We start from the raw sequence: 24597 nt of genomic DNA on the forward strand, positions 1-24597 counted from the left end.
GCACAAGCACCACATTCGATACAAGAATCAGCATCGATAAGGTATAATCCATCTCCTGCACTTATGCAGCTAACTGGACATTCAGATTCGCAAGCACCACAAGAGATGCAAGTATCTACTATTTTATAAGCCATGAAAAAGACCCCCTTTACTATTAAATCATGATTATCATACCATATTATGATATAATAATAAAGAGGATTTATATTTAAATATAATAAAAAATACAAGAAATAAATTAATTTTATAGTTAATAAATGAACTAATTAAAGTAAATGTAAAATATATTAACATTTATTTAAATTAATTTATTTTCAGCACATATAACTAGTGTTATAAAAGAACAAATGTTAAAATAACTACAATGGAAATTAAAGAAGTTTTAAGAGGTATGAAAATGAAATTAAAGGGAAAAGTGGTAGTAATTACAGGAGGAACAAGAGGTATAGGTAAGGGAATAGCCTTAGAATTTGCTAAAGAAGGAGCAACATTAGTACTTAACTATTTTAGCGATGATGAAAGTGCAAAGGAGACTTTAAATGAAATTAGTTCCATGGGAAACTATTGTACTTTATTTAAAGGAGATGTAAGTAATTATAACTTTTCTAAGGAATTAATAGAATATACTCTAGAGAAATTGGGCAGAGTGGATGTATTAGTAAACAATGCAGCTATTTCTAAAATAGGATTATTTATGGATGACACTGAAGAGGATTTTGATAAAATCATGTCTGTAAATTTCAAGTCAGTATTTAATACTACGAACTCTGTAGTTAATCATATGATTTCAAGAAAAGAAGGTAGCATTATTAATGTATCATCAGTTTGGGGAGGTGAAGGAGCTGCCTGCGAAGTTTTATATTCTGCATCAAAGGGAGCTATAAATTCCTTTACAAAGGCCTTAGCTAAGGAACTAGCATTAAGTAATATAAGAGTAAATTCCATAGCACCAGGTGTTATCGAAACTAAGATGAACATGTGGATGAAAGAAGAAGAAAGAGTAGAATTAAAAGAGGAAATACCCATGGGGAGATTTGGAAGTGTATCAGAAGTGGGAAGAGTTGCTGTATTTTTAGCTAGTAAGGATAGTAGCTACATAACAGGGGAAATACTAAACGTAAACGGGGGCTTTTAAATTTACCTTCAAAATAGATAACAATTTTAAAGTCAGATAGTATATTAATTATTTAATTGATACATATAGAAAGGAATTAGAATTTATGAATAGTGTTGAGATGAAAACATTAATAAAAGTTATATTTGTATGTATACTGTTATTTATATTTTCTCCATTTATCTTTGGAGTTTTAGGAATTGTATTCAAAGGAATCTTATGGCTTATTCTAGGGATTGTAATTATAATAACCCTTAGTATAATGTACTTAAAATATAAGGTGAAAAAGGAAACTAATGAATTTTATTCTTCTAATGAGAATGAAAGGCCACAAGATAGCCATAGTGCAAATGTAACTCCAGATTCAGAATCTTATATAGATTATAGTGATTCTACTATTGTAGATGTGGAAGAGTATGAAGAAAGTAATGATAAGGAAGAATAGTTAAATAGAAAATAAGAATTACGAACAAGAAGCGCCGATGTTAAATTATTTTACTATTGGTGCTTTTGTACATTAGAGGTGAATATAATGAAGAAAATATTATTAATTGAAGATGAAGAACATATAAGAAAGTTTGTAAAGATAAGCCTTAAGAGAGAAGGCTTCCAGGTAGTAGAAGCAGAAACTGGAGAACTTGGTATTGAAGAAGTTGCAAAAGAGAGCCCTGATATTGTAATACTTGATATAATGCTTCCTGGAATTGATGGATATAAAGTGTGTGAAATTTTAAAGAAAAGTTATCCACAGATGGGAATAATAATGCTTACTGCTAGGGCACAAGATGGGGATAAAATTATGGGATTAGAGTTTGGTGCAGATCACTATATTATAAAGCCTTTCAATCCATTAGAGCTTATAGCTATTATTAATTCTTTACTTAGAAGAATGGAACTAGGTAATGGTCTTAAGAGTAGAGAAATTATATCTGGAGCTTTTAAAATAGATTTGGATAGTAAGGTACTATACAAAAGTGGAGTAGAGATAGAATTAACCCCTAAAGAATATATGCTTATAAAAATGTTTATGGAAAATCCAAACAAGGCATTTAGCAGAGATGAACTTCTAGATATGGTATGGGGCTATAATTACATAGGAGAAAATAAAATTATTGATGTAAATATAAGACGTATTAGAAGCAAGATAGAAGATAACTCATCTAAACCTAAATATATTGAAACTGTTTGGGGAACAGGATATAAGTGGAGGGAAGAGTAAGTGAAATCCTTAAAAACTAAGATTTCTAGCAGTAATATAATTGTAATAGCTATAACTATATTTATAGTTCAAATTATGGTTTATATAGCTATCAAAGGATATTACTATAGCAATCTAGAGGATACTATATATGGCCAAATTAAGATATCATCAGATTTTTATAATATATACTTGTCCTCCAATACTGTAAAAGAGAATATATTTAATGATAATGATACATTTTGGAGTAATACGGATTGTAGAGTTCAAATAATAGACTTAGAAGGTAATGTTATGATGGATTCTTCAGGATATATTTCAAAGGACAGAATACTAACTAGAGAAGTTAAAGCANNCTAATGGTAATACTGAAGGGGAAGCTAATATATATCAAAACGAAAATAGTAATGAAAAGATTATTTGTGTAGCATATCCACTTTCTTTTGATACAGATGTAGATGGAGTATTGAGATTTAGCGCCTCTACTAAAGATATAGATAAAAGCATAAGGGAGATATTGTTTATAATAATTTTATTAGGTATACTAGTAATTTCTATTTCTTCAACTATAAGTTTATTTATTTCTAATAGTATAATGAAGCCTTTAAAACTAGTTTCTGTGGGAGCAGAAAAGATGGCTAAGGGTAACTTTAAAGAGAGTATACCAAATTACTCTAAGGATGAGATAGGAAGTTTAGCTGATACTCTAAACTATATGTCTGAGGAGATACTAAAAAATGAAAGACTAAAGAATGAATTTATTTCATCTGTATCCCATGAACTTAGAACACCTCTAACTTCTATTAAGGGCTGGGCCATTGTGTTAGAGTCCTCAGATTTAGAAGATAAAGAAGAAGTAAGAGAAGGCCTTAAAATTATAGAGTCAGAGGTTGAAAGATTGACTTATCTAGTAGAAGAATTATTGGACTTTTCAAAGTTAATTTCAGGTAAAATCACTTTAAGAAAAGAAATGATAAGTATAGGTGAGTTTACTCAAGATATATTAAGACAATTAGAACCTAAACTACTGTCTCGAGGGATAGAGGTCATATTTGAAGAACTACAGGTTAAACCTATAGAAGTTGATAAAAATAGAATGAAACAGGTTTTGATAAATATTTTAGATAATGCTATAAAGTTTTCACCTAATGATTCTAAAATAATAGTTAAACTAGTAGAAGATGAAAAATATTTAACTATATCAATTAAAGATTATGGCTATGGAATTTCTAAAGATGAACTACCTCATGTTAAAGAAAAATTTTATAAGGGAAGAAATATAAATGCAAGCAATGGGATAGGGCTCTCTATATGTGAAGAAATTATAACTCAGCATGGCGGACTTTTAAAGATAGATAGTGAATTACAAAAGGGTACAGAGGTTATTATAATGTTACCTAGAGGAGATATGAGATGAAAAGATTAATAAGAATACTGATAACTTTTATGTTAGCACTTATTCTTACTGGTTGTAATAAATTTAACATAGAAGTAAAGAAACCGAATAATGATTCTATTTTAAAGGGACAATGGCAAGTTAAAAATTATGTAGGAATTACAGAAGAGGAAGTATTTAATTGTAATTTGTTAGACAGCAAGGTGAGTTTTAGTAATGAAGAAGTATTTATGTTTGATAAGGTATACAAGAACATAACTTATAAAGCTAAATTAGTAAATGGTGAACAATACATTTATAATACTATAGGCTTTATACCTGATTATTTAAAAGATACTAAGGAAGTAGAAGTTGTAACCATATCGTCTAAAAATACATATTTAAAGGAAGTTATTGTTATAGATAAAGGTGTATTAGTAATACAGGACGATGTTTTACTTTATCTTGAAAAAATAGATGATAACCCTATGGAGAATGTCAATGAAAAAACTGGTGTAGATGAAACAGCAGATAATGAGAAAATTAGTAATGGAGTATTAGTAGGCATTAAAGATAAAACTGATGAAGGTTTCACATATAAAACTCTTTGGATAGCCTATGATGGTAAAAAAATATATAGTAAAGAGGTTCCATTCCTGCTTTTACCACGTAAAAATGGATTCTTTAAGGTTTCAATTCATAGAGAATATATTGAAAACAATTATAAGGATAATATAGAATTTGTATTTTTAAGTGGCAATCCATCCGAAAAACAAGCTGATTTAAAGGTAAATAAAGAACCAAATATAAATGTATCTAAAGAGATAAATTTTATAGGAAATGATTATATAAGTATTAAAGTTCATGAAGAAGGAGAAGGTCATAGGGCTGAAAAATTAGGGACATATTTAATTGATACTATAAATATGGAAGGTAAAGGAGCAGTGTCCTTAGGAAATATTAGTGAACAGAAAAATATAACCAAGTTTAATAATGAAGCACAAGGACTTCATATAGAAGATATAAATAAATTTACTGATGTTTCTATAAAAAGAAATCAAGGAAGATGGCAGATTTATACTGTTCATAGTAAAAAGGATGATAGTATTGAAAATAATATAAATATTCCTTTAAAAGTATCTAAGAATGTGGCCATGTATGATAGGCTATTTACATCATGGCAAGGAATCAAAAATCAGGTTCCATCAGCAGAGGATGCATTATCATCACCTAATAAAAATATGACTATAATAAAGACAAAATCAAGTTTATATGGATATAAAATAGAAGATGGAAAAATCAGTGAATCACCAGAGTTAACTATTTCTTTAAATGGTGATGAGGAGATAGTTATGGCAGAATGGGCCATGGCAGAATTTGTAGGATATTGGACAGAACAAGTGAACTCATTACTTAAATCAAATAAATAATGTAGTATATAAACCAAGTAAAAGCCAGACAATAATTTGCCTGGCTTTTACTTATCATGTATAATTTTAGCTACATCCAGTGGTTGTTCCACAATCTTGGCAAACCTTACATGTACCATTTCTCACTAAGTTTGTGCTTGAACAGTTTGAACAAACCTCGGAGTAAATACGCTCACCTTTTATTTCTGATTTTCCATGTCCAATAGAAGTAGTAGATACTTCATTATGCTGAATCGTTGGTTTTACTATATCATAAGGGTTAGGTTTGATTTGGCAACGAGAATAGTCACCAAGTTCAATATCTATAACCTTACTGATTAAGTCAGAGATGGAGCTAACATGCTTAATGTAAGGATGTTTTTGTACAAAGCCATAAGGTTCATATTTTTGGCCTCTAAGCATTTTAGCAATATCTGCTGCAGGAACATGATATTGTAGCATTACAGAAATAGATTTAGAAAGAGAATTTAAGAGTCCAGTTATTATAGTTCCTTCTCTATCTGTAGTTATATAAATTTCAGAAATTTCCCCATTGGTTCTTCTATTAACTGTAGTGTATATTTTAACATCATCTATTTGAGCAGGATGAGTAGTTCCAAATCTAATACCAATTGGTTTTTCACGAGTGAATACAGTAGATGAAGTAGTCTGCTTTTGTAGTTCTTTAGCTTTAGATAAAAGCTCTTCATAAGTTAGCTTTTCTAAATCTGCATCATTTTCTTCTTCTAAAACTGTATTTAAAGGCTGACTAGCTTTGCATCCATCTCTATAAAGAGATATTCCTTTTACTCCAAGGTTCCAAGAATCAAGGACAACCTTTTTAAAGTCATCTACAGTAGCTGCTTTAGGTAGGTTTACTGTCTTAGAAACTGAACCAGATATAAGAGGGGTTATGGCAGCCATCATTAGAACGTGTCCCATAGGCTTAATATATCTCTCACCACTTCCGCATTTGTTTGCTGTATCAAAGATGTGAAGATGTTCTTCTTTAAGATGAGGAGCTCCTTCAATCTTACCATCTATAATTTTTTCATACTCATATCCATTTTCATTAACCATTTCTTTTCTAAGAATATAATCTACTATGTCTTTAATTTCGTCTTGTGAATATCCAAGGTTATCAAGGGCATCTTCTATAATTGGATTTACTATAGTCATAAATCCACCACCGGATAATTTTTTATAAACAAAGTGGGAGAAGTATGGCTCAATAGAAGTAGCACCACAATCCATAGCAAAGGAAATCGTTCCAGTTGGAGCTATTACAGATACTTGAGCATTTCTATATCCAAATTTTTCACCATATGCTACAGCTTCTTGCCAAAGAGTTTTTAAAAGTTCAGATAGTTCAGTATTGCCTTCTGCCTTAAGAATTTCATGATTAACTTCCACAGGGTTATAGTGAAGGTCTTCGTATTCACTATCTAGCGCTCCTGCAACCCTTCCATGATTTCTTATTACTCTAAGCATTGCATCTTTATTAATGTCATATTTTGCGAATGGTCCTACTTTTTCAGCCATAAGGGCAGAAGCAACATAAGAAGCTCCAGTAAGCACTCCAATTAGGGAAGCCGTTAATTGTCTAGCTTCTTCTGAATCGTAAGCATAACCCATTACCATAAGAAGAGAGGCTAGGTTTGCAATTCCAAGACCTGTTGTTCTAAACATATATGTTTTTCTTGCAATATCTTCTGTTGGGAATTGACCCCAGTGAACAGAAGATTCAAGCATAAGTTGTAGTAAAGATATCATATGAACATATCCATCTAAATCAAATACTTTACTATCCTTGTTATAGAACTTATATATATTAATTGAAGCTAAGTTACAAGATGTATCATCTAAGAAAGCATATTCACCACATGGGTTAGTGGAATTTAATCTATTATGCTTTGCATCGAAGTCTCCATCTTCACCACCAGGACATGTATGCCAAGCGTTGAAGGTGTCATCAAATTGAGGTGCTGGGTCAGCACATTGCCATGAAGCTAAGTTGAATTCATCCCATAGCTCACTCACTTTAACATCCTTATTAATTTTTTCATCTATTCTTCCCTTTAAAGTTATTACTTCATCTGGGTTTTCAGATATATTCTCAACTTTTTTCATAAATTCATCGCTAAATCTTATAGAGTTATTACCGTTTTGACCAGATACAGTTTCATAAGCTTCACCTTCAAAGGAAGCGTCGTAGCCCATTTTACCTAAAGCACGAACTTTATCTTCTTCTCTAGCCTTCCAATTTATAAATTCTCTAATTTCTGGGTGGTCTATATCTAGACAAACCATTTTAGCTGCACGTCTTGTAGTACCACCAGATTTTATAGTTCCGGCGTTTCTATCAAAGCCCTTTAAAAAGCTCATAACACCTGAAGAAATTCCACCAGCAGAAAGCTTTTCATCTTTAGCTCTTAGAGTTGAATAGTTAGTTCCGCATCCAGAACCTCCCTTAAATAGCTTAGTTTCTGTTACATATTGCTCAGAAATTGAGTGAGGTCCTAAAAGTTTATCCTGTATAGATAAAATAAAGCAAGCAGAAGCTTGAGTTCTAGTATAGTTATCTACGCTTTTAACAACTTTTTTTATGTTTTCATCATAATAAAAATGACCTTGATGTTCACCAGCTATGTCATAAGAAAGCTTTAATCCAGTATTAAACCATTGGGGAGAGTTTGGTGCATACATTTGATTTAAGAAGCAATAAACTAATTCATCATAAAGTATAGTAAACTCATCATCATTAGTTATTAAACCTTCATCCTTTAAAGATTCACACCAAAAATTAACTAGTCTATGTGCCACCATTTTAAGGCTATTTTCATAACCTACTTCATTAGGTACTAAGGCTCTTTTAAAATATTTAGAAGCAATTATATCACAAGCATTTTGTGAATAGTGAATTGGAAATTCTAAGTCTTTCATATCTACGAGAACGGTACCTTTTTTATAGTCTTTTAAAATTACGTCAACTTTTTTCCACTGGAATAAATCGTATACTGTCAAATCTTTATTAGTTTCTAACTCTTTTGTGTAGTATCTTTTTATTATATTGTTAATACTCTTCATTATAAAAGCTAATCACACTGTTATGATTAGCAAGTCACCCCCTAAATACTTCATATACTATATATTGTGTCCGAAATGTGCTTTTGCACTATATGTTGTATTATATTATATAATTTTTTTTCTTACAACTATTGAAATTTTCATTAAACTGTGCTTGTTCGCACATGAAAATAGCCTTAAATTAAGTAGATTTCAGTACCTTAACCACTTCAACTGATTAACTAATAAAATTTTATGACAAAGTTATAAAATTTATTACAATTTAATATAATTTCATAATAGATATAGAAAAATAAATACATAATTCAGTAATTACGTGAAGAATAATAGGAAAAAATAAATTATTGCACAATAGACTTTTAAATTATGGTATCATTACCTTATATAAAAAGATAATAATTATTGTTGTGTTCATATAGTTTTAGCAAACTAAAAAGGTTGAATAAAAATTATGAAAATTTCAAGTATAAAGGATGGATGGAAAATGATAAAAGCAATTAAGGGGAATACACCAATTATAGATAATACATGTTTTATAGCAGAAAATGCAACGGTAATAGGGGATGTAACTATAGGAGAAAATACTAATGTATGGTATAGTGTGGTAATTAGAAGTGATATGGATACCACCATTATAGGAAAAAATACTAACATTCAAGAAAACTCTACAGTACATAACGATTTTGGAATATCAACTAAGATAGGAGATAATGTTACCATAGGTCATAACTGCATAATTCATGGGTGTAATGTAGGAAATAATGTATTAGTAGGAATGGGATCAATAATACTAAATGGTGCTGAAATTGGAGATAATACAATTATAGGAGCAGGAAGCCTTGTAACTCAAAATAAAATAATCCCAAGTGGAGTATTATGTATAGGAAGCCCAGCTAAGGTGGTAAGGGAGTTAACAGAAGAAGAAATTAAGTCTATAAAGTCTTCAGCTGAGCATTATGTTAATATGGGAAGAGAGCATAAAGAAATTCAAGAGTAAAATAATGCTATTGAAACAATATAAGTAAGCCTTATGATAAGCAATTTGAATTTTATGTAGTTTTAGATAATAAAATTATGCTAGGAGAGATAATTTTGATAAAGTTAGATGTAATAAAAAAAATGACTACAGAAGAAAAATATAAATACATGTTAATCCTCTTAGAAGGCCAGTTAAGTTCGGAAAAAGACATATGTGCAAATATTTCCAATGCATCTGCCATTATATATGCTATTTTTGATAAATTAAATTGGAGTGGATTTTACTTTATAAAAAATGAAGAGCTAGTTTTAGGACCATTTCAAGGTTTACCAGCTTGTAATAGAATAGCTATAGGAAAAGGAGTATGTGGAACAGCAGTAGCAACTAAGAAAATTCAAAGAATAGATAATGTTCATAATTTTCCAGGACACATTGCCTGTGATTCGGCATCGAATTCTGAAATAGTAATTCCAATAATAAAAGATGATGTGGTTTATGGAGTACTAGACATAGATAGTTATGAATTTAACACATTTACAGAATTAGAAGAAAAATATTTAATAAAATTTGTAGATAAGCTTAATAAATATATTGATTGGAGTCAATTATAAATATAAGCTAAGTTTTTAAAGTGGATAGGAGAAAATAAATGATAGAATTAGGAAAAATTAATACTCTTAAAGTATCAAGAAGTTGTGAATTTGGATATTATTTAGACGCAGAGGGAAAGACAACTTCTGAAGACATACTAATACCAAAGGGAAATATAGTAGGTGAAATAGACGTAGAGGATGAAGTTGATGTATTTGTATACCGAGACTCTAAGGACAGACCGATAGCGACTATGAAGCCAGTAGAAGCGCAAGTAGGAGACCTAGCTTACTTAAAAGTAGTAGATAAAACTGGAATAGGATACTTTATTAGCATAGGGATAGAAAGAGATGTATTAGTTCCATTTAGAGAAGCACCTGTTGAATTAGAAGTAGACAAAAAATATTTATTTTATCTATATGTAGATAAAACCAACAGAATAGCTGCAACAACTAGAGTAGATAGATACTTACATGATACTACTCATTATAATGTTGGAGAAGAGGTAGAAGGCGTAGTCTATGGAAAACACTCTAATGGAAATTTAGTTGTAGCTATAGACAATACATTCAGAGGGATTATATTAAAAAGTGAATGTTATGACGACATTTCCATTGGTGATAAAATAAAAGCTAGAGTGAAGAAATACTTTGATGATGGTAAAATACAAATTACCACAAGAAAACCTCGTCTTGAGGAAATGGGAGACTTAGAGGAGGTTATTCTTAGCTACTTAAAGAAGAACCAAGGCTCAATGAGATTTAATGATAAGTCTAGTCCAGATGATATAAAAAAATATTTTAAGGCTAGCAAGAATGCCTTTAAGAGATCTTTAGGGGCACTGATGAAAAAAGGATTTATAGAGCAGGATGAAAATGGTACTAGGTTAAAATAAAAAATATAATTAAAGTTAAAAGCTATCTTAGAATTATTTTGAGGTAGCTTTTTAATTAATACAAATATGTATTGAATAACAATAAATATTTATTGACGTAAAAAGCATCTTATGATAAGCTTTGGTTAGAGGTGATAAATTTGAAAAATATGTTATTTAGAAAGATACTATATATTATATCAGTTTTATCTGTAGTTATAACTATAATAGCTGGAGCAACATTACCTAATATAGTAAATTGGTATCTCAGTAATATATCTACTGCTGGGTTAGATATAGGAGGAGGAATAAAAATATTCTTATATATAACTTATATACCATTTTTATTAATACTTATTTCAGTAATGAAATTAAGTGGAAAGCTATTAAAAGGAAGTCCTTTTTGTAAAGAGAGTATAAAGTCGCTAAAGGTGATAAGTATATGCTCGTTCATAGCGTTTGTTACTTATTTAGCAGGAACAATATTCATATATAAGAATTTAATTTGTATGGTTATAACTTTTGCTACCATGATGGTATTTATCATTTCTTCAGTAGTAAGGGAGCTTATAAATAATGGAATTGAACTACAAGAAGAAAATGATCTTACTATATAAGGAAGGTGGATTAATTGATAATTGTTAACGTAGATGTAATGATGGCTAAGAGAAAGATGAGTGCTACTGAACTTTCAGAAAAAGTTGGCATAACCATGGCTAACTTATCTATTTTAAAAAATAATAAGGCAAAGGCAATAAGATTTACTACATTAGAAGCTATATGTAAGGCTTTGGATTGTCAACCTGGTGATATATTGGAATATAAAGAGGAGTAATGAATAGGAAAGTTTTAGCTACAATATTAGGAATTGTAGTTACGATAATTTTACTATTAACTTATATTAAAGTAAGACCTATAATATTTCCAACATACACAGAATGCCTAGAAGCCAATTGGAATATAAAATTACCTAAGCCAGATAAAGTAACTCTCATAGGAAGTACTGGAGGGGATTTGACGGTATTGGAGATGAAAGTAATTTACCATGATGAAGAAGACTTAGAGAAATTAAATAATTCTTTTCAGTGGTTTAACTATGAGGAGATACCTTTTAAAATATCCTATAATGGTGTTATGCTATTAGAAGATAGAGATAAAATAAATCATAGGGAAATTAGCATATCTGATGGTAATCATGAAAAAGTAATAGAAAAACTAAGTAAAGAAGCTAAATATTTTTATATGGATAAAAATAATAAAGATGATTTTATTGTATTTATTTTAGAAGGCAACACTTTAGAAATATACGAATCTTACAGATGAATTAAGACGAAGTAAAAGGATTAGAACTTCAAATCCTTTTATTTCGTCTTAATTTATAAATTATTTACTCTGAAAATAGCGTCTAATTTATTATATCCAATACCATCAGGCAAAAGGTTAGAAAGTTTTGAGTATATCTCCATAGTTATATTAGGATCAACATCTTTAAAGTTTTCTATCATTTCAGAATAGAGAGTTCTAAGTTCTTCAATATCATTTAGTTCCCTATATATTTGTTCTAAAAGGCTATAGCCTAATAGTGAATTTTCACCGTGAGAATATTCTTTAGACAGTTTTAACCCATCTTTAATTTTAGAAATAGCTTCTTTATTAGAACCTATTTTCATATATAACTTAGCCATATACATTAATGTAATGTCAAGGCTAGGCTTATGATGGGATGTCTTAAAGTCTATGGCTTTATTAAAATATTCTAGGGCTGTATGAATATTATTTTCATTTGAATAGGCTAATGCTAAGTTATTATATAAATAGCCTTTATAAATTCCTAATTCACCACCAAAGTTATCAAGAAGTTCTTTATATAGAGTTATAGCTTGCAAAGTAGAATTTTTACTAAGATAGCAGTTAGCTTTTAAAATTGTTCCTTGAATATACATGGTTCGGTCATTATTAATATCAATAGTATCTAATAATTTATCTATATAAAGAATAGAATTATCAAAATCATTCAACTTTTTATAGGTTAAAGCTATATTATAGGTACAATTATAATAATTATTTTTATCCTTATTTTCTAAGGTAAAAGAATGGCATGTACATAGATATGCTAAGGCTTCTTCGTAACAAAGGGTTTTGATTTTACACTTAGCTAATTTATTATATATAAATATCATATCATCATCTTTTGTAGGAATAGCATTATATAATTCTAAGGTTTTAGCATATGATACAAAAGCTTCATTAAATAGATTTTTATCATATAAGAGATTTCCCTTTTTAATATATAGAGAAGGAAGTATATCTGTTAACTTATTAAGTTCTCCAATATGAATTAAATCATCAAGTTCATCATCAGTTAAGTTTAACCTAAGTTTATCTGTGCAATAAGCTCTAGCTTTAGTTTCTTCACTTAATATCAAATCATTCATCCCCTTATTCAAGTAAAAGAAAAATCCTTTTACTTATATTTAAGCAAATTAAATTATATTCATATATATTAGTCTATAGTAACTTATCAATTAGTGCAACATTTGGATAATATATATGAAGTTAAATTATTTGTAATAATATCCTATATTTACTAAAAAATATAGGATTAATTTCACATACAAATAAAAAAATAAAGTAAAATTAACTATATAGAAAATAATTGTAACTATAAATCCTATGTTGTTATCATTATGTCATTTTTTGAACATGAAAGTTTTAGAAATTTATATGTTTGTAAAAGGATGTATATTTTAAATAAAAAAGTGATTCAAAATTTTGAATCACCTTTTTATAAAAGTATTTGAACATTGTTAGCTTCGTGTAAAAATTCTTTAGATTTATCATATTTACCCATCTCAATATAGAGTAGAGACAGTTTTATATAAATACCTAAAACTTTAACTAGATCTATTTCTTTTAGAATTTCTATTAATATAAGATATATTTCTTCAAGTTTATTATTATCATTTAATTTTATATAAATATCTTCCAAAATAGAGTAGCCTCTTATTAAAAACTCTATATTAGAATATTTCTCACATAAAGCTATACCTTCATACAATAGTTCTATAGCTTTATCATATAAATTTTCTTTTACGTACACCAAAGACATATCTATAATACTACAATTCAAATTTTTAATATCATGAACTTTTCTAAAGTTAATTGATCTATTAAAATAATCAATAGATTTATCTATTTCATTTAATTCATAATAAATACATCCTATATTATTGTAAATGATTCCTAAATGAACTCCAATATCTTCACTAAAGTTATTTAGAATATCAAAATATATAGTTAATGCAATAGAGTAATCTTTTTTGTTAAGATAACAATTACATTTCAAGATAATACTACTTATATACAAGTTTATATTAGTATCACAATCACATATATTTAGCAACTCATCTATATATATAAGAGCATTATCATATTCACTTGATTTTTTATATGCAAGGGCTATATTATATAAACAATTTCTAAGATTAGTATCGTCATTAAACTCTTTACAATAGGAATAGGCTTTAAATAAATATGTGAGAGCTTCTTCATAGGATAGAGTCATAATCTTACATTTAGAAAGCTTAATATATGCAAAAGATTTATTACTATTATCTTTATTATCATTATAAATTTCTAGTATTTTATAATAATATATAAAAGCTGTATTAAATGAATTTTCATCATATAATAGATTTCCCTTTAATAAGTAAGATTTTAAAAGTATGTCTTCTAATTTATATTTTTCACCTATTTTTATAACTTCTTCTAAATTTTTATGACTTACGGTTAAATCTAATTTCATATTACAATAGTTTCGTGCTTCTTCTTTTTCAGGAAGAAGTAGATAATTTACATCTAAATTTATATTAGTTTCAAGCTCATTAGCTTTGTTTTGCATAAACTTAAGATAATTTGCTAAGGTTACTCCGGTAAGATTTCTTTTATCACTTTCAACCATACTAATATAATTTCTAGAAACACCGATTTCTTCTAATTCTACTTGCTTGACATTTAATTGTTGTCTAAGAGCTTTTAATCTTTTTCCAGGACTTAAGAAATTCAAATTCTTCACCTCCTTAGTTAAATAGATGCAATCAATTATATTTTATAGGTAATTATATGTAAAAGCAACGCATAATTAGTTCCAGTATATGTATTAAATTTCCTGTTTAACCTATTGTAGCATTAGTATTTTTAGCTATATCTATAATAANNTTATTATAGATATAGCTAAAATTTAATAGTGTAAGAAATCAATCTGTTAATAATTACAAGTTATAAATTTGTATAGACATGGGTGCTTGTCCTAGTGGACCATCTTCTTCACCTATATCATATAATGAAATTCCGATAAAAGCAGTTAAAGTTAGTACACATAAAAATACTATACATTTAGTAAGTTTAGTTTTCATAAAATTCACTCCTTTAATATTAATATTTATATTAAGCTTTACAATTATGAACAAGATAAAATTTAGAATTATTTTAATGTACAATGTATCTTAAAAAAATATTCAATTAACACTTATTTTTTTACAAAATATTTCTTTATAGGTAAATATAAGTTGGTTATTAGTATATATTTAAAATACATTCACAGTAATTAATTATATTTTATAACATAATATGTATGAATACAATAATAAAACATAAAAAGTAACAACAAATTTACGTCATAAATCTCTCTTTATTGTATAAATTTGTATATAAGTGAAGAAGTAATTAAAATGTATTATAATTTAAAAGTAACTCATGAAAGACATTAATATTGTCCTTTATGAGTTACTTTTAATTTTATTGAAATTTGTCTTTTTTATTTATCTTTTATAAATAGTTTAATTATTTCATTTATAACTAAAGGTATTAAGCTTAAAACAATAACAAGTCCCCAATCTGCTAAAGTTAATGGTATAACATTGAACATTCTAGCAATAGGTGGTATATAAATAACTGCCACTTGTAATGATATACCAACAATCATTGCATAGATTAAATACATATTTGAGAATAAACCAATCTTAAATATGGATTTATTAGAGCTTCTCATATTTAAAGCATGAATTAGTTGAGTTCCACTAAGAACTACAAAAGCTATTGTTTGAGCATGCATTAAAGCTTCAGGATTATTAGCTATATTAGCAAGAGTAACGCCATGAGCTCCATATTTATTAACACCATAAACAAAACCTATAAGGGTTAATATACCAATTAATACACCATTAAATAAAAGAGTAAATAAAGAACCCTTAAATAAACTATCCTTAGGATTTCTTGGTTTATGTTTCATAACATCCTTATCACCAGGATCTACACCAAGGGCAAGAGCTGGGAAGGAGTCTGTTATAAGATTAACCCATAATATATGAGTTGCGTTAAGTGGTGCAGCCCATCCAAAGAGAATACCAAAGAATAGAGTAACAATCTCACCAGCATTACAAGAAATTAAGAATATTACAGATTTTTTTATGTTATTAAAGATATTCCTACCTTCTTCAATAGCTGCTACTATGGTAGAGAAGTTATCATCTGTTAATACCATATCAGAAGCGCCTTTAGCAACATCAGTACCTGTGATACCCATAGCTACACCAATATCAGCGGCCTTTAAAGATGGTGCATCATTAACTCCGTCGCCAGTCATAGATACAATATTTCCTTTAGATTTAAAGGCTTTAACTATCCTAACCTTATGCTCAGGAGATACTCTAGCAAAAACTCTTAGATTTTCACATCTACTCGCAAGTTCTTCATCAGTTAAGTTATCTATGTCAGCACCACTAGCTACTTGGTTTATGTCTTCTGCTATAGATAGTTCCTTAGCAATGGCAAAAGCTGTATTTTTGTGGTCACCAGTAATCATTATAGTTTTTATACCAGAAGTTTTACATATTTCTATAGAGTCTTTAACCTCTAGTCTAGGAGGGTCTATCATACCAACAAGACCAATGAAGGTTAGATCCTTTTCCAACTCATCAACTTCAACATGGGTGGAATTAACGGTTTTAAAAGCTGAACCTAAAACCCTTAAAGCATCATCAGACATAGTTGTAGCAACCTTTAAGAAATTGTTTCTAATTTCTTCAGTCATAGGCACAATTTCTCCATTAATATAAGCAGAAGTACATATATTAAGAAGATTATCAGTGGCACCTTTTGTCATTACATAATATTTATCTTCATAGGAGTTTACTGTAGTCATAAGTTTTCTATCAGAATCAAAAGGTATTTCATCAACTCTTTTATGGGTTTTATCTAATTCTTCTTTAAATATATTAAACATGTTACCCATATCTAAAAGTGCTATTTCTGTTGGATCTCCAGTTTTTGATGAAGCAGTAGAAGTAGCATCATTACAAAGAACTATGTTTTCAAGTAAAAGTTTTTCACCTTTATTATTTATGTTAAATTCTTTAACTTCATTTAGTTTATTATCTGTAAAGTATTTAACCACTGTCATCTTGTTTTGAGTTAATGTACCAGTTTTATCAGAGCATATAATATTTACAGAACCTAGAGTTTCTACAGAAGGTAATTTTCTAATAATAGCATTTTGCTTTATCATTCTTTGAACACCTAAAGCAAGAACTATAGTTACAATAGCAGCAAGACCTTCAGGAATAGCCGCAACAGCAAGGCTGATAGAAATCATGAACATATCAGTAACAGCTCTATCTTGTAATAAACCTACTGCAAACATAACAGCACAGATACCGATAGCAGCAATACCTAAAACTTTTCCCAGTTGTTCAAGTTTCTTTTGAAGAGGTGTAAGCTCATTTTCACCATCATCAAGCATTTTAGCTATTTTACCAATTTCAGTATTCATACCTGTAGCTACAGCTATACCTGTAGCTCTACCATAGGTAGCTAAGGTAGACATAAATACCATGTTCTTTTTATCACCAAGAGAGATTTTTTCATCTTCAAGGATAAGATTTGCATCCTTGTCTACAGGAACAGACTCACCAGTAAGGGCAGATTCTTCTACCTTAAGGTTAGCACTTTCTATAAGACGGATATCACAAGGAATAAATCTACCTGCATCGATGATAATTACATCACCAGGTACTACTTCCTCGGAAGGAATTTCTACTAATTCTCCATTACGCTTTACTATAGCCTTTGGTGTTGATAATTCCTTTAATGCATCAAGGGCCTTCTCAGCTTTAGACTCTTGAATCATTCCAACTGTTGCATTAACTAAAATGACAATACCGATAATAATTGCATCACTTAATTCTTTTCCTATAACTACAGATAGTATGGCTGCAACTATAAGGATATAAATTAGAATATCATTTAGTTGTGCAAAGAATAGTTGGACTTTGTTTTTTTTCTTTTTTGATGCTAGTTTATTAGACCCATACTTGGACCTAATTTCCTCAACTTGAGATGAAGTAAGACCAGTATCTGGGTTGGTGTTAAACTTACCTATAACATCGTCAATAGAGTCATTAAAATACATAAAATCACCTCATAATTAATAGTGTTAAGCCATACTCTAAATTTAAGATTTAGTTAGTAAAACTTACATAGATTTAATAAAAGTAAAAAAATATTCTTTTATTAATATTTGCAAAAACATAATCACATATGTAGGTAATGTATGTAAAAAGAAAAGACTCATATATAGCGTAAGCACTATACATGAGTCTCATTATTTAATGCAAAGCCAGACTTAAAGCCAAGATGTTGACATTGCCATAGGATAATCCTACTAATTACTCCCTCATATGTAATTATATTTTATATATAAATTATAAGGGATGTACGAATAAATTACAAGATATTTTTTATTAAGAATTAGCAAACAAATTAGGTATCATTCCATAGAATAATATACCTAAAAAAGCTGCAATAACAATAATTAATATAGGATGAATTTTAGTTTTATAAAGTAGAAAACCAACAATTGCAGCTATTATTAAACTGTTTAAATCTCTATAAGACTCATAGCTAAGAGTTAAAAACACAGAAAGTATAAGTCCAATAAGAGCAGGTCTCATTCCTTTTAAAGCATGAGCTAGTATCTTTGAATTTTTAAATTTATTAAAGAAGTAATTAGCAAAGGATATGAGTATGAAGGATGTAGTAACAACCCCTAGTGTAGATAGAACACTTCCTAGAATTCCTCCAGTTTTATAGCCTACAAAGGTTGCAGCGTTTATAGCTATAGGACCAGGAGTCATTTGAGATATACCTATAATATCTATAAAATCAGTTTGAGATAGCCAAGCATTGTTGTCCACAATTTCCTTTTGAATTAAAGGAAGCATAGCGTATCCACCACCAAAGCCGAAAGTTCCAATTTTGAGAAAGGCTAAATATAGCTTTAGTAATAGCATCTAATTTTCCTCCTTTGTATTTTTATAATTATCAATGTGGTGATTTCTATTAATATATACTCCATATACAGCAGCAATAAGAATTAAATATACTGGATTTACATTCATAAATACACTAAGAATCACAGTGATTATTACAATAATTATATTAACAGTTGTTTTATCTAAAACCTTTGCCAAGCTATTTACACCTACTAAAATTAGAAGGGGAACGGCAGCATTGATGCCTTTAAAGATAAGTTCAATGACATAAAGGTTTCTAAATTTACTGAAGGCTATAGCTATAATTACTATAATGATAAAAGAGGGAAGGGCTACACCTAAAAGTCCCAGGATAGCTCCTAGAACTCCATTAATTTTGTATCCAATGAATGTACAGCTATTTATTGCTAAGGCTCCAGGAAAGCTTTGAGATATAGCTATTATATCTATAAATTCATCTTTGTCTATCCAATGGTTTTTATCTACAACTTCTCTTTCAATAAGTGGAATCATGGCATAACCACCACCAAAGGTAAAGGCACCTATCTTAAAGAAAGTTATAAACATATTAATTAAAGTTTTCATAATTGCCTCCTAAATTAATTTAATCTATAAATAGTAAGAAAATATAGCTAAAATCCTTAACCTTATTTATAATATAATTAAAGGACAAGGGGGTGTTCACATGGAGATATCAAAAGTAGGAAGAAATACTCCAATACAAAGAGAAAGTAAAGTTGTAAATAACAAACAGGACTTCTCTAAAAATTTTAGCTTTGCTAGAGAGCAAAAATCAGAAGAAGATCTTAAGAAAATGCTTAAAAGTATAAAATCTAAAGGTAGCAGACTTGTAATTTCAAAGTGTTATGCTGATGTTAGAGCTTATAAAAAAGAAATAAAAGAATACCTAGAATCAGTACTTTCATTTATGTATTCCATAAAAAAGGATATAAGCTTTTGGCAAACTCAATACTTTGTTACAGTAGAGACTATTGACAATAAATTAGAAGAACTAACACAGATGCTACTTAATGAAGAACGAGAAAACTTAGATATAGCTAGCACTATAGATGAAATATCAGGTCTCATTGTAGATATTTATAGATAATTATAAATTAATATCTCTAATTATCTCTAGTTATCTTCATTATTAAGTTATAGTATAATTTAATATTTTACATATTAAGTTAAGGACCACTGGTAATTAAATACAATTACCAGTGGTATTTAATTATATTTTTAAAGCTAAAGAAATCCGTTATAGCTAGCATCTGATGGCATTCTTAAATCTCCTCTTGGAGAAAGGCTTATAGATCCAACCTTAGGACCATCAGGTAGAGCAGAACGCTTAAATTGTTGAGTGAAGAATCGAGCCATAAATTTATTAAGCCATTTACTAATTACATCATCATCATATGTCTCTTTAAAGGCAACCTTAGCTAGGAACTCTATACGTTCCTTAGAAGCACCGTGCTTCATGAAATGATATAGGAAGAAATCGTGAAGTTCATAAGGTCCTACAATATCTTCAGTCTTTTGAGTAATGTTTCCATCTTTGTCCTTAGGAAGTAGTTCTGGACTTACAGGAGTGTCTAAAATATCAATAAGGATTTTACTTATCTCAGGAGTACTTTCATGATCAGCTACATAATCCACTAGGTATCTCACAAGGGTTTTTGGAATAGAGCAGTTTACTGAATACATAGACATATGGTCTCCATTATAAGTACACCATCCAAGAGCTAACTCTGATAAATCCCCTGTTCCAATTAACAGTCCACCTTCTTTATTAGCAAGATCCATAAGAATCTGGGTTCTTTCCCTTGCTTGAACATTTTCGTAGGTTACATCATGTTGCTCTACAGGATGACCAATATCTTTAAAATGTTGTAGACAAGCAGGTACAATATTTATTTCCCTTAAGTCTGTACCTAGATACTTACAAAGATCTAAGGCGTTATTATATGTTCTATCGGTAGTACCAAAACCAGGCATAGTAATAGTTACAATATTTTCTCTGGATATTTTTAACATATCAAAGGTTTTTACTACTACTAGAAGAGCTAGGGTAGAATCAAGACCACCAGATATTCCTATAACTGCCTTCTTTAAGCCAGTATGCTCAAATCTTTTAGCTAGAGCTGAAGTTTGAATATTAAATATCTCCTTAGACCGTTTATCTCTTTCAAGAGGATTATTAGGTACAAAAGGATGTTTATCTATATATTTATCAAAATTATCAATAGTTATATTATTAAATTCAAAGTTTATAGTTTCCATATGAAAAGGAATTAAAACTTTATTATCTCTAAAACTTATATTTTTTAATCTTTCAGCCTTTAATTTATCTACATCAATAATTGCTGTAATAATTTCATTTTCGCGATTAAATCTTTCATTTTCAGATAATATTCCGCCATTTTCACTGATTAAAAGATGACCACTAAATAATACATCGGTAGTAGATTCAAAGACTCCACTAGAAGAATAGATATAGGAACTCATACATCTAGCACTTTGATTTTTAATTAAATCTCTTCTATAGTCAGCCTTGCTAACCAACTCGTTAGATGAAGATAAATTACATATTACATTACAACCAGCTAAAGATAAGAAGCTACTTGGTGGAATAGTAACCCAAAGATCTTCACAAATTTCAACTCCAATACTAATATCACCATTTCTAAATATTAGGTTAGTTCCAAAATATATATTGTCTTGAAAAGGAAGTTTAACTACTCTAGAAGTTATATTAAGACCACTGCTAAACCAACGTTTTTCATAGAATTCAGAAGCATTAGGCAAGTAACTTTTTGGAACAATACCCAAAACTCTACCATTAAAGATAAGATAAGCTGCATTATAAAGCACATCATCATATTCAAAAGGGGCACCTACAGCAAATAAGATATCTCTTCCCTCAGAAAATACACAAAGATTTTCAATAGCTACTTCTGCTTTTTTTAGTAGTTTTTGTTGAAAGAATAAATCAGCACAACTATATGAGGTTATAGAAAGCTCAGGAAAAACTAAAATTTTAACTTGTTCTTCTATAGCTTTTTCAACACATTTTTTTATTTCATTTAAGTTAAAGTCAACATCTGCTACCTTAGTAACAGGACAAGCAGAACCAACCTTTATAAAGTTCATTAAACATCGCACCTTTCATATTAAAGATATTTCTTATATACGAGTTCTTTTTTTAGTTTTAGTTTTTTTAGGTTTATTACTCTTAATATTTTTTTTATTATGTAATTGTTCCTTCTCCACCATAGTAGTTTTCGTGGTTTCACTATGTTTTTTTATGCCTTGATTTTTTGGTTTAGTAGAAGTTTTTTTAGACACAGAATATCCGAATTTTCCAATAGGCTTAGGAGCTAACCTAAAGTATTCACCATGAGAGTAGGAAAGTAGGTCACCTTTATCAAAGTGGATTTTACCTTTTTCATCTATAAGACTATTTTCCACATGACAGTTAACTATTTCAGCTAAAAATAAATCATGGGTGCCTAGGGGCGTTATAGCTTTTACCACACACTCAAAGGCAACAGGACATTGATTAATAATACCACAGGAAATATCCTTAGCTTCGCTGAGAGACAAGTTCATATCCTTAAACTTGTCATTGGTTCGTCCGCTTTTTACGCCACAATAATCTACGGCCTTAACTAGATTACTAGAAGCTAGATTTACTACAAAGGAGCCACTTTCTTTTATATATTCATAGGATAATCTTTCAGGACGAATAGCAACTGTAATCATAGGTGGTTTAGTACAAGCTGTACCTATCCAGCCAACAGTAAAAACATTATCCTTTCCTTTAGAATTTCTACTAGTTATCATCACTGCTGGAACAGGATTTAGCATAATACTACCCTTAAAAGTAGTTTTAGCCATAATATCACATCACTTTCTAATTCTAACATAAACAAAATATAAATGAGCTGAATTATTTTTGTCTCATATGTATTATATAGCAAGTTGGGTATATTTATCAAAAATAATAAACATCTAAGCTATAGATGTTTATTATAGTACAATAATTAAAATTTATCCGATGACTGACTACCGGATCTAATACTCCTATGTTCTTGAAAATGAGAGTAAAAACTCCCTCTAAAGCTTAGAACTCTGTTTATCTTAAAGTAATAGGGAAGTAATAATTTTATTAAATTGATAATATACAAAAATAACTATATTGACGTATTAATAAAATTGGTATACAATTAATTTGAACACAGTTCAAATAAGGAGTAGATATAATGAATAAATTCTCGGAAAACCCAAGAGAGGTTATACTTGAAGGAGCAAAAGAAATTGCTTTAGAGCAAGGAGTTTCGGCTATAAATATAAGGGCTGTAGCCAGTAGATGCAAAATTTCTGTAGGAACAGTTTATAATTCATTTTCCACAAAAAGTGAATTATTGGTGGCTGTGGTTGAAGAGTTTTGGAGAGAAGCATTTAATGATTTTCATAAGTGTTTAGAAGGAGAAAAAAATTTTTTTGAAAAGATAGAGCTATTATATAATAATCTTTTTGTTTACCTAGGTAAATTTCAAGAAAATTGGATAGAGCAGCTATCCTTATTAAGTAGTAGTGAAAAATCTCTAGGAAGAAAAAGAGAACATGAATTTTTTGAAAAGGTTCGTAAAAGTATAGTTTATCTCTTAGATTCAGAAGATATTATTAGTGATGAAACTTGGACTGATAATTTAACTAAGGAGAAGATGGCTAAATTCATTTTTAGTAACATGTTAGCTATGCTTAAAGCTAGGGAAGAGGATATAACTTTTTTTATGGATGCTTTAAAGAGAATTATTTATTTAAAATAAAATTAAACAATTATGCTGTACTAACGTATGGCATTTTATATACTTTCAAAATGAACAATGTTCAAATAAAATATGAGGTGATATATTATGCAAGGAATTATGGAAACAATTTTTGATATTCTTTATCTTTCAACAGTTATAATAATGGGAATTATTATGGTTAAGAAAAGTGGAGACAACAAGCAATACAGATTATTTGGAATTATGGCAGTGATTTTAGGTTGTGGAGATGCATTTCATCTAATACCAAGAGCTTATGGATTACTTACCACTGGTTTAGAAGCTAATGCTGCAGCTTTAGGTATAGGAAAACTAATTACTTCTATTACAATGACTATATTTTATGTGGTACTATATCATATATGGAGAATTCGTTATGATGTTAAAGAGGGAAGCGGATTAACTAATACTATCTATGGACTAGCTATTATTAGAATTATATTATGTATATTTCCACAAAATAAATGGTTATCATATAATGCTCCAGTTTCCTGGGGAATATATCGTAACATTCCTTTTGCCTTAATAGGACTTATAATCATATGGATTTTCTATAAGAAGATTAAAGAAACTAATGATAAGGGATTTAGATTTATGCCTCTTGCTATAGTTTTATCCTTTGGATTCTATATTCCTGTTGTACTATGGTCCAACACTTTACCGAGCATAGGAATTCTAATGATACCAAAAACTTTAGCCTATGTATGGATTGTATTTATGGGATATAAAGAGATGAAAAATCTCTCAAACCTGCATGGCCTAAACAACTAGTTAACTATTTAACTAGTGGACTTACGTCAATATTTTG

The 24597-nt window shown here is 29.2% G+C and carries 24 protein-coding genes; 14 read left to right on the forward strand and 10 right to left on the reverse strand.

Annotation, left to right across the window (positions count from 1 at the left end; genetic code table 11):
- The coding region (locus B3630_RS16070) for a DUF362 domain-containing protein (protein ID WP_346899957.1) at positions 1 to 134 on the reverse strand (134 nt) is incomplete at its 3' end.
- Positions 135 to 397: 263 nt separating this feature from the next.
- Between B3630_RS16070 and ymfI the strand changes: the two genes are divergently transcribed.
- From ymfI to B3630_RS16095, 5 genes are all read left to right on the forward strand, one after another.
- Positions 398 to 1135, forward strand: coding sequence for an elongation factor P 5-aminopentanone reductase (ymfI, locus tag B3630_RS16075; protein ID WP_346899917.1), 738 nt, complete (start codon positions 398 to 400; stop codon positions 1133 to 1135).
- A gap of 85 nt (positions 1136 to 1220) precedes the next feature.
- Positions 1221 to 1559, forward strand: coding sequence for a hypothetical protein (locus B3630_RS16080; RefSeq protein ID WP_346899919.1), 339 nt, complete (start codon positions 1221 to 1223; stop codon positions 1557 to 1559).
- An 87-nt stretch (positions 1560 to 1646) separates the two neighbouring features.
- Complete coding sequence (locus tag B3630_RS16085; protein ID WP_346899921.1) at positions 1647 to 2333, forward strand: response regulator transcription factor; 687 nt, start codon at positions 1647 to 1649, stop codon at positions 2331 to 2333.
- Between the two features lie 445 nt (positions 2334 to 2778).
- Complete coding sequence (locus B3630_RS16090; protein ID WP_346899923.1) at positions 2779 to 3729, forward strand: HAMP domain-containing sensor histidine kinase; 951 nt, start codon at positions 2779 to 2781, stop codon at positions 3727 to 3729.
- Positions 3726 to 5117, forward strand: a complete 1392-nt coding sequence (locus B3630_RS16095) for a hypothetical protein (protein ID WP_346899925.1) — start codon at positions 3726 to 3728, stop codon at positions 5115 to 5117. The genes B3630_RS16090 and B3630_RS16095 overlap by 4 nt, the downstream gene beginning before the upstream one ends.
- Positions 5118 to 5183: 66 nt before the next feature.
- Here B3630_RS16095 and B3630_RS16100 read toward each other — a convergent pair whose 3' ends face one another.
- Complete coding sequence (locus tag B3630_RS16100) at positions 5184 to 8183, reverse strand: vitamin B12-dependent ribonucleotide reductase (protein ID WP_346899927.1); 3000 nt, start codon at positions 8181 to 8183, stop codon at positions 5184 to 5186.
- 484 nt (positions 8184 to 8667) lie between these two features.
- On the opposite strand from B3630_RS16100, the gene B3630_RS16105 reads away from it, so the two are divergent.
- The 6 genes from B3630_RS16105 (at position 8668) to B3630_RS16130 (ending at position 11950) form a co-directional block, all read left to right on the forward strand.
- Positions 8668 to 9180, forward strand: a complete 513-nt coding sequence (locus B3630_RS16105; protein ID WP_346899959.1) for a gamma carbonic anhydrase family protein — start codon at positions 8668 to 8670, stop codon at positions 9178 to 9180.
- 95 nt (positions 9181 to 9275) lie between these two features.
- Entirely contained in the window at positions 9276 to 9773 is a 498-nt protein-coding gene (locus B3630_RS16110) for a GAF domain-containing protein (RefSeq protein ID WP_346899929.1), read from the forward strand.
- A 38-nt stretch (positions 9774 to 9811) separates the two neighbouring features.
- Entirely contained in the window at positions 9812 to 10648 is an 837-nt protein-coding gene (locus B3630_RS16115) for a CvfB family protein (protein ID WP_346899931.1), read from the forward strand.
- Positions 10649 to 10797: 149 nt separating this feature from the next.
- On the forward strand, positions 10798 to 11244 hold the full coding sequence (locus B3630_RS16120; protein ID WP_346899961.1) for a DUF2975 domain-containing protein: 447 nt from the start codon (positions 10798 to 10800) through the stop codon (positions 11242 to 11244).
- A gap of 38 nt (positions 11245 to 11282) precedes the next feature.
- Complete coding sequence (locus B3630_RS16125) at positions 11283 to 11462, forward strand: helix-turn-helix domain-containing protein (RefSeq protein ID WP_035133168.1); 180 nt, start codon at positions 11283 to 11285, stop codon at positions 11460 to 11462.
- A complete protein-coding gene (locus B3630_RS16130; protein ID WP_346899933.1) occupies positions 11462 to 11950 on the forward strand; it encodes a hypothetical protein in 489 nt (162 codons plus the stop codon). Before B3630_RS16125 ends, B3630_RS16130 begins: the two co-directional genes overlap by 1 nt.
- A 53-nt stretch (positions 11951 to 12003) precedes the next feature.
- On the opposite strand, the gene B3630_RS16135 is transcribed toward B3630_RS16130, so the two are convergent.
- The 6 genes from B3630_RS16135 to B3630_RS16160 form a co-directional block, all read right to left on the reverse strand.
- Positions 12004 to 13053 carry a hypothetical protein gene (locus B3630_RS16135; RefSeq protein WP_346899935.1) on the reverse strand — a complete coding sequence of 350 codons (1050 nt, stop codon included), beginning with the start codon at positions 13051 to 13053 and terminating at the stop codon, positions 12004 to 12006.
- A 359-nt stretch (positions 13054 to 13412) separates the two neighbouring features.
- A complete protein-coding gene (locus tag B3630_RS16140; protein WP_346899937.1) occupies positions 13413 to 14693 on the reverse strand; it encodes a helix-turn-helix domain-containing protein in 1281 nt (426 codons plus the stop codon).
- Between the two features lie 205 nt (positions 14694 to 14898).
- Positions 14899 to 15042, reverse strand: a complete 144-nt coding sequence (locus tag B3630_RS16145; RefSeq protein WP_346899939.1) for a hypothetical protein — start codon at positions 15040 to 15042, stop codon at positions 14899 to 14901.
- 401 nt (positions 15043 to 15443) lie between these two features.
- Positions 15444 to 18095 carry a cation-translocating P-type ATPase gene (locus B3630_RS16150; RefSeq protein WP_346899941.1) on the reverse strand — a complete coding sequence of 884 codons (2652 nt, stop codon included), beginning with the start codon at positions 18093 to 18095 and terminating at the stop codon, positions 15444 to 15446.
- Positions 18096 to 18426: 331 nt separating this feature from the next.
- Positions 18427 to 18975, reverse strand: coding sequence for a chromate transporter (locus B3630_RS16155; RefSeq protein WP_346899943.1), 549 nt, complete (start codon positions 18973 to 18975; stop codon positions 18427 to 18429).
- Entirely contained in the window at positions 18976 to 19542 is a 567-nt protein-coding gene (locus B3630_RS16160) for a chromate transporter (RefSeq protein ID WP_346899945.1), read from the reverse strand. It abuts the gene before it with no gap.
- 100 nt (positions 19543 to 19642) lie between these two features.
- Between B3630_RS16160 and B3630_RS16165 the strand changes: the two genes are divergently transcribed.
- Positions 19643 to 20065 carry a YaaR family protein gene (locus B3630_RS16165; RefSeq protein ID WP_346899947.1) on the forward strand — a complete coding sequence of 141 codons (423 nt, stop codon included), beginning with the start codon at positions 19643 to 19645 and terminating at the stop codon, positions 20063 to 20065.
- A gap of 137 nt (positions 20066 to 20202) precedes the next feature.
- On the opposite strand, the gene B3630_RS16170 is transcribed toward B3630_RS16165, so the two are convergent.
- Both B3630_RS16170 and B3630_RS16175 read right to left on the reverse strand, forming a co-directional pair.
- A complete protein-coding gene (locus tag B3630_RS16170; protein ID WP_346899949.1) occupies positions 20203 to 22107 on the reverse strand; it encodes an NAD(+) synthase in 1905 nt (634 codons plus the stop codon).
- Between the two features lie 33 nt (positions 22108 to 22140).
- Positions 22141 to 22854 (reverse strand): flavin reductase family protein, encoded by a 714-nt coding sequence (locus tag B3630_RS16175; protein ID WP_346899951.1) that lies wholly within the window; start codon positions 22852 to 22854, stop codon positions 22141 to 22143.
- 365 nt (positions 22855 to 23219) lie between these two features.
- On the opposite strand from B3630_RS16175, the gene B3630_RS16180 reads away from it, so the two are divergent.
- Positions 23220 to 23789, forward strand: coding sequence for a TetR/AcrR family transcriptional regulator (locus B3630_RS16180; RefSeq protein ID WP_346899953.1), 570 nt, complete (start codon positions 23220 to 23222; stop codon positions 23787 to 23789).
- Between the two features lie 87 nt (positions 23790 to 23876).
- A complete protein-coding gene (locus tag B3630_RS16185; RefSeq protein WP_346899955.1) occupies positions 23877 to 24560 on the forward strand; it encodes a hypothetical protein in 684 nt (227 codons plus the stop codon).
- Positions 24561 to 24597: the final 37 nt, after the last annotated feature.

Origin of the sequence: Clostridium sp. UBA7503 (assembly GCF_002477055.1) — a bacterium.
Lineage (GTDB): Bacteria > Bacillota > Clostridia > Clostridiales > Clostridiaceae > Clostridium_J > Clostridium_J sulfidigenes.